General features: G+C 59.9%; 6 protein-coding genes. 2 read left to right on the plus strand and 4 right to left on the minus strand.

What is annotated here, in order from left to right; translation table 11 throughout:
• Positions 1–152: 152 nt before the first annotated feature.
• The 3 genes from ACJ8HT_RS12245 to ACJ8HT_RS12255 form a co-directional block, all read right to left on the minus strand.
• Positions 153–1,457: an MFS transporter gene (locus tag ACJ8HT_RS12245; protein ID WP_197651933.1), complete on the minus strand. Its 1,305-nt coding sequence runs from the start codon at positions 1,455–1,457 to the stop codon at positions 153–155.
• A 90-nt stretch (positions 1,458–1,547) separates the two neighbouring features.
• Positions 1,548–1,934 carry a GFA family protein gene (locus ACJ8HT_RS12250; protein WP_084826349.1) on the minus strand — a complete coding sequence of 129 codons (387 nt, stop codon included), beginning with the start codon at positions 1,932–1,934 and terminating at the stop codon, positions 1,548–1,550.
• Positions 1,935–2,017: 83 nt separating this feature from the next.
• Positions 2,018–2,716, minus strand: coding sequence for a DAPG hydrolase family protein (locus ACJ8HT_RS12255; protein ID WP_049196250.1), 699 nt, complete (start codon positions 2,714–2,716; stop codon positions 2,018–2,020).
• 93 nt (positions 2,717–2,809) lie between these two features.
• Between ACJ8HT_RS12255 and ACJ8HT_RS12260 the strand changes: the two genes are divergently transcribed.
• Entirely contained in the window at positions 2,810–3,454 is a 645-nt protein-coding gene (locus ACJ8HT_RS12260) for a TetR/AcrR family transcriptional regulator (RefSeq protein ID WP_197651932.1), read from the plus strand.
• 46 nt (positions 3,455–3,500) lie between these two features.
• Here ACJ8HT_RS12260 and pckA read toward each other — a convergent pair whose 3' ends face one another.
• Entirely contained in the window at positions 3,501–5,120 is a 1,620-nt protein-coding gene (gene pckA, locus ACJ8HT_RS12265) for a phosphoenolpyruvate carboxykinase (ATP) (RefSeq protein ID WP_038882150.1), read from the minus strand.
• A 432-nt stretch (positions 5,121–5,552) separates the two neighbouring features.
• Here pckA and ACJ8HT_RS12270 point away from each other — a divergent pair, with 432 nt between their 5' ends.
• On the plus strand, positions 5,553–6,896 hold the full coding sequence (locus tag ACJ8HT_RS12270; protein WP_016928018.1) for a 2-hydroxycarboxylate transporter family protein: 1,344 nt from the start codon (positions 5,553–5,555) through the stop codon (positions 6,894–6,896).
• Positions 6,897–7,294: the final 398 nt, after the last annotated feature.

Raw genomic sequence — 7,294 nt, forward strand, 5'->3', positions numbered from 1 at the left:
AGTGAAGTTAGCTCTATTGTTAACGTTAACTCGCAAAGGGATGAAGCCAGCAGATATCACGCGTGCGATGTTAATCACAAAAGTTAACGTTAACACTTTGGCGTTGTGATCGAGGTCACGAGTTGGCAAGGGGGCGATGTGCCCCCGGAGGATTAACGTTCGTTCAGCGAGCGCAGATGGTCGTCGCGGCGCAGCGTCATCAGCGCAAACAGGCTGACCACCGAGGTGGCGACCACGTAGTAGGCGGGAATGTCGATATTACCGGTCTGTTTGATGAGGCCGGTGATAATCAGCCCGGCCGAGCCGGAAAACACCGCATTGGACAGCGAGTAAGCCAGCCCCAAGCCGGTATAGCGCACCCGGGTCGGGAACATCTCCGCCAGCATCGCCGGGCCGGGGCCGGCCAGCAGGCCGACCACGGCGCCGGCGATCATGACCGCCAGCCCTTTGGCCCACAGTGAACTCTGCGCATCCTGCAACAGGTGCAGCAGCGGGAAGGTGAACAGGATCACCGCCGCCACCGCCGTCAGCATCACCGTTTTACGCCCCAGTTTGTCGCTGATGATGCCCGCCGGCAGAATGGTCAGGGCGAAGCCGACGTTGGCCAGCACCGTCGCCACCAGCGCCTGCTGGAAGGTGGCGTGCAATGAAGTTTGCAAATAGGAAGGCATCACCACTAGGAAGGTATAGCCGGCGGCCGACCAGCCCATCATGCGGCCGATGCCGATCAGAATGGTTTTCACCACGCCGCCCAGCTTCGCTTCCGTCGGCGCGGCGGCGTGTTCCGCATGTTGCTGCGCCTGGGTGAACGTGGGCGTTTCCTCGAGCTTGAGCCGCAGCCACAGCGCCACGGCGCCCATCGGCAGCGCCAGCAGGAAGGGAATGCGCCAGCCCCAGTCATGCAGCTGCTGCACGCTGAGCAGCGCGGCCAGCAGCGCCACCAGCCCAGCGCCGGCCAGCAGGCCGAGCGCGACGGTCAGCGACTGCCAGGCGCCGAACAGCCCACGCTTGCCCTTCGGGGCGAACTCGGTCATCAGCGACACGGCACCGCCGAATTCGCCGCCGGCGAATAGCCCCTGAAACATGCGCAGCAGCGTCAGCAGCAGCGGGGCGGCGACGCCGATCGAGGTATAGGTTGGCATGACGCCGATCAGCGCGGTGGCCAGCGTCATCAACAGCAGAACCGCAATCAGCGTCGGGCGACGGCCGATGCGATCGCCGATGCGGCCGAAGATCACCGCGCCGATCGGCCGACAGAAAAACGCCAGCGCGAAGGCGGCGTAGGTGAGGATCAGGCTGGTGATTTCGTTTTCACCCTGCAGCGTGAAAAAATTGGCGGCGATAACGGTGGCCAGGAACCCGTACACCCCGAACTCATACCATTCGATAAAGTTGCCGACCGAGCCGGCCAGCAACGCCTGACGCGAGCGGCGCGCGTCGAGAGTCTGTTGATTCATCCCCGTTCCCATACTTTTGAATTATTGTTCGTCAGTTCTAAATTTATACGACAAAACAATCAATTGATTTTAGCGGGAACTGTGAGGCGTTCAGCGCATGCCGTCGATACGCCACCATTCGGGGCAAACATCGGCGAACGCATGTGAGGTCGGGCGCAGCTCCGGCAGATCGGCCCGATCGAAGCTGCCGGTGGCCAGTGCCACCGTCGGCTCGTCGTCGATCGCCCCCAGCGTGCTGCCGCAGCGTGGGCAAAAGGCGCGGCTGGAATAGGGTGAAGAACGGTATAGGGCCGGCATGCCACCCGGGCCGTTCCACTCGATGGCCTGACGCGGAAATTCGACCCAACAGAGCGTCGGCGCGCCGGAGTGGCGGCGGCAAAAATCGCAGGAACAGCTGTGCGGATTGCCAGGCAGGCCGCGTGCCTGAAAGCGAATATGCCCGCACAGGCAGCCGCCGCTATAGCTGGGGTTTTCCATGAGTTCTCCGTCATAAACGCGGGAATGGCGATGAAAATCACTATAGCGGCATCGCGAAAAATTAACAGGTCCCCGCTGACGCATTACCAGAGCAACGGCGCCGGTTCGCGGCCGTTTTCGGCGTAGTACAGCGACGGCAGGAACTGCGCCAGATAGCTGAACTCGTTGTAGCAGTGGCGCATCAGGTTAAAGCCGATATCGTCCGGCAGCTCGTCGTGGGCGTTGGCGCAGGCTTTGCCCAGCAGGAAGCGGCTGCGCAGCACGCAGCCATAGGGCGTGTCGCGCACCAGGTGCAGCATCTCGCCGTCGCAGGGATCGCCGTTGTCATCCAGCGCCACCTGGTCACCGAAGCCGATGCGCGCGCAAACGGCGGCGGAGAGCGCCTGCGCGTCGCGCGCCTGGCGCAGCGGCTGCGGCGAGAAGAAGTCCTCGGCGGCGTGAAACTTGAGGCGCGCCGCGACCGGCGGCAGCTCCGCCAGCCACTCGACCGCTTCGATACTGGCGCCGACGTAGCTTTCCCCCTTTTTCCAGTGGCGATCCCAGCCGCGGTGTTCGACGTGATCGTGCGGGTGCCACCAGTTGATATGCTGAGTCGTTTCGAAGAAGGTGAACCACCAGTCCAGCATGCGCCCTTTGCAGCCGTGCAGGTCGGTGCGAACCGCGACGGTCAGCAGGCCGTCGGCGCTGCGGCTCAGTCCCATCTCCAGCCGCAGCGGTTCGGGCCTGAGCAACTCGTTGATATCGTTAACGCCCCACGGCGCCAGCAGGGAAGGATGTGTCATAATGGGTTCCTTTTTTATTTTGGAAACGAATTGTGTTTCCAAAATAAGGCTATGCCGCTATGCTGAGTCTGTCAACGCTTATGAGGAATAAATATGGCAAACCCGAATGAAGAACCGCTGCGTGCTCGCGGCCGGCCGGCCACGCCGGAAACGGCGCTGCGCGCGGCGCTGGTTCAGGCGACGTTGGCACTGCTGATCGACGGCGGCTATGCCGCGGCGACGGTGGATGCGGTGGCGAAACGCGCCGGGGTGGCTAAAAAAACCCTGTATCGCTTTGCCGCCAACCGCGACGAACTGGTGGCGCAGGCGGTAAGCGGTTGGACTGAGGCGTTTCAGCCGGCCTTCGCCCAGGATGCCGGGCAGCGGGCGGCGGTTGCGCCGCTGTTGGAAAAAGGGCTGCAGGCCATCGCGCAGCAGGTGCTGAGTGCGGAAGCGGTGGGCATGTTCCGGCTGCTGCAAAGCGAATTTCCGGGGCGCGAGGGGCTGCTGGACAGCTACCAGCGCAACGGTATTCAGCGCGGCCGGGCGACGGTGGCGGACTGGCTGCAGCGCCAGCAGCAGTGCGGGTGGCTGCGTGAGCGCGACTGGGCGCAAACCAGCGACCTGCTGTTGGCGATGACCATCGCCGAACCGCTGCGGCAGATGACGCTGGGGCTGTTGCCGCCGGGCAGCGCGATCGACGAGCGCATCGCGGCGGCGGTGGCGCTGGTGATGCCGGGTTTGCTGGAAGAGGTGTGAAAACAAAAAAGGGCCGACGAATCGGCCCTTGAGCGGGGGAATGCCGTTACCGTTTAGGCCCGGCGTTCACCAGTTTTTCGCCCGCCGGGGTGACGGTATATTTGGCGAAGTTATCGATAAAGCGCTGCGCCAGATCCTGCGCCTTCTCCTGCCACAGCGATTCGTCGGCATAGGTTTTGCGTGGATCGAGAATCGACGGATCGACGCCCGGCAGCGCGGTCGGCACGTCCAGCCCGAAGATCGGCAGCGTGAAGGTCTCGGCCTGCTCAATGTCGCCATTTAGAATGGCGTCGATGATGCCGCGCGTGTCTTTGATCGAGATACGTTTGCCGCTGCCGTTCCAGCCGGTGTTGACCAGGTAAGCCTGGGCGCCGGCGGCCTCCATGCGTTTCACCAGCACTTCGGCATACTGCGTTGGGTGCAGCGTCAGGAACGCGGCGCCGAAGCAGGCGGAGAAGGTCGGCGTCGGCGCGGTGATGCCGCGCTCGGTGCCGGCCAGCTTGGCGGTGAAGCCGGACAGGAAGTGGTACTGGGTCTGCTCAGGCGTCAGGCGCGATACCGGCGGCAGTACGCCGAAGGCGTCGGCGGTCAGGAAGATGATCTTGCGCGCATGGCCGGCTTTGGACACCGGTTTGACGATGTTCTCGATGTGATAAATCGGATAGGAGACGCGGGTGTTCTCGGTTTTGCTGGCGTCGTCGAAGTCGATGCTGCCGTCGGCCAGCACGGTGACGTTTTCCAGCAGCGCATCGCGGCGGATCGCCTGATAGATTTCCGGCTCCGCCTGCGGCGACAGCTTGATGGTCTTGGCGTAGCAGCCGCCTTCGAAGTTGAACACGCCGTCGTCGTCCCAGCCGTGCTCGTCATCGCCGATCAGCTGGCGCTTCGGATCGGTGGAGAGGGTGGTTTTGCCGGTGCCGGACAGGCCGAAGAACACCGCCACATCGCCTTGCTCGCCGACGTTGGCCGAGCAGTGCATCGAGGCGATGCCCTTCAGCGGCAGCAGGTAGTTCATGATCGAGAACAGGCCTTTCTTCATCTCGCCGCCGTACCAGGTGCCGCCGATCAGCTGCATGCGTTCCGTCAGGTTGAATGCGACGAAGTTCTCCGAATGCAGCCCTTGCTGCTGCCAGTCCGGGTTGGTGCATTTGGCGCCGTTCATCACCACGAAGTCCGGCTCGAAGTCTGCCAGTTCGGCGTCGCTCGGGCGAATAAACATGTTTTTCACGAAGTGCGCCTGCCAGGCCACCTCGGTGATGAAGCGCACTTTCAGGCGCGTGTCGGCGTTGGCGCCGCAGAACGCGTCCACCACGAACAAACGCTTGCCGGAGAGCTGGTTGCCCACCAGCGTTTTCAGATGCTGCCAGACTTCCGGGGAGAGCGGCTGGTTGTCGTTCTTGCCGGTGCCGTTGTCCGACCACCAGACGGTATCGCGCGTGGTGTCGTCGCGCACGATGTATTTGTCCTTCGGCGAACGGCCGGTGAATTCACCGGTCGCGACGTTGACCGCGCCCAGCTGGGTGAGGGTGCCGCGTTCCAGCGGCGGCAGGTCGGCGCGGGTCTCTTCGGCGAACAGTAATTCATAGCTGGGGTTATAGACGACGTCGGCGGCCTGATGAATGCCGTAGCGAGCGAGGGTTTGTGGGGTAACAGCGCGTGAAGACATATTCTACTTCCTTATGAGTCATATTATGCCTCTTTCCCGTGCGGTGCCGCGCGCAGGATTAAGGTTCGGATCAAGCTGACCGGATTCAGCTAATGCGTTTCCGGTTCTTTATTAATAAAGCAGGGGGCTTTTTCGCCCTCCTATAGCATAGCAGCGAATTTAAACCCGATTACTTTAATTACAAAATGCTGACGATAATTAATTAAAACTAACCTTGGCGGAGGGTCACAATATTGAATTCCGCCGGCGTAATTTAGTTTTGCATTTTTATTTTTTATCATATCGTCAGAGCTGTCTACTGTTTTATTTCTTATTAGAAAAAGCGAAATCCACAATAGGATTTTTCGTAATCAATTGTTTTTGCTTGGCTATGGCAGGATCGTTGCGCCAGGTGAATCTAACCGTACTGTACGCTTGTCAGCAGGGTGAATAATGAAACAGATAAATGCAGAACTGGCCTGTGATAAAAATACGGCATCGTCCGAATCCTCAGGATTAATTAATCAACTTCGTCAAATAGATATCGGTGCGGTACCGATCGCGTTGTTTATCACGATTTGCGCGATCGTGGCGATTTCCGCCTATGCCAACTTCCTGCCGAAGAATATGATCGGCGGCCTGGCGGTGATAATGACGCTGGGCTTTGCGCTGGCGCAGTTGGGAAAAAGCATTCCCGTGCTGCGCGATATCGGCGGGCCGGCCATTCTGTGTTTGATGGTGCCGTCGGTGCTGGTCTATTTCAATGTCTTCCAGCCTAACGTCATGGGCACCGTCCATTTGCTGATGAAAGACGCCAACCTGCTGTATTTCGTCATCGCCAGCCTGGTAGTCGGCAGCATTCTCGGCATGAATCGGGTGATCCTGATCCAGGGGATGATTCGCATGTTCGTGCCGTTGGTAGTGGGCACGATCACAGCGGTGATCACCGGGCTGCTGGTGGGCAAGCTGTTCGGTTTTACCTTCTATCACACCTTCTTCTTTATCATCGTGCCGATCATCGGCGGTGGCATCGGCGAGGGGATTTTACCGCTGTCGTTGGCCTATTCGGCGATCCTGGGCTCGACGCCGGACGTCTACGTCGCGCAGCTGGCGCCGGCGGCGGTGCTGGGCAATATCTTCGCCATCGTGACCGCCGGGGTGCTGGCTCGCATCGGCATGCAGCGCAAGGCCCTGAGCGGCGACGGCATGCTGATCCGCTCGGCGCAGGAGAACGCGATGTTCGCCATCAAAGAGCAAAGCGGCAACGTCGATTTCCAACTGATGGGCGGCGGTCTGCTGGTGATCTGCGCCTTCTTCATCGTCGGTGGCCTGTTCGAACACATCGTGCATATTCCCGGCCCGGTGCTGATGATCCTGTTCGCGGTGTTGTGCAAGTACTGCCGGGTGATCCCAGCCTCGATGGAAACCGGCGCGCACAGTTTCTATAAGTTCGTCTCCACGGCGCTGGTGTGGCCGCTGATGATCGGTCTGGGCATGCTGTACGTACCGCTGGAAAGCGTGGTGGCGGTGTTCTCGGTCGGTTATGTGGTGGTCTGCGGCTCGGTGGTGCTGTCGATGGGACTGGTCAGTTTCCTGATTGCGCCTTATCTGAAGATGTTCCCGGTGGAAGCGGCGATCGTCACCTGTTGTCACAGCGGCCTGGGCGGCACCGGTGACGTGGCGATCCTGTCGGCGTCGAACCGCATGGGGCTGATGCCATTCGCCCAAATCGCCACGCGCATCGGCGGCGCTTCCACGGTCATTGGCGCGACGCTGCTGCTCGGTTGGTTAGTCTGAGTCCAGAATTTCTTATGGATAGCCGGGGTTGGATTGCCCCGGTTTTTTTATGCGTTTTTTCCGCTCATCGTGATAATGCTGATGATTATCTTGAAAATCATTCGTATGGCGCAAATGCATAGTCGTACTTTATCTAAGAAAATTCTGTACTCGGCGAAAATGTGTCTATTCTTTTCTCTTAAGGGATTATCGTTCTCATTCAGAGTGCCGAGGGAAGGCGCCACCGCATTACCGATATCCCCGTATTGATTCAACACCGGGCCGCTGCCGTTCAGGCAATTGACCTTGGCCCAAAATCAGTGCAGTGCTAAATCAGAGATCTTCGTCTTTCCGGAGACTTCGGATGAATTCAGCCGGAGTCATGTCATTTAATGATGAATGCGTCCTTTCGTGGTTGT

The sequence above is a fragment of the Serratia sp. CY44782 genome, assembly GCF_052168715.1.
Lineage (GTDB): Bacteria > Pseudomonadota > Gammaproteobacteria > Enterobacterales > Enterobacteriaceae > Serratia > Serratia nevei.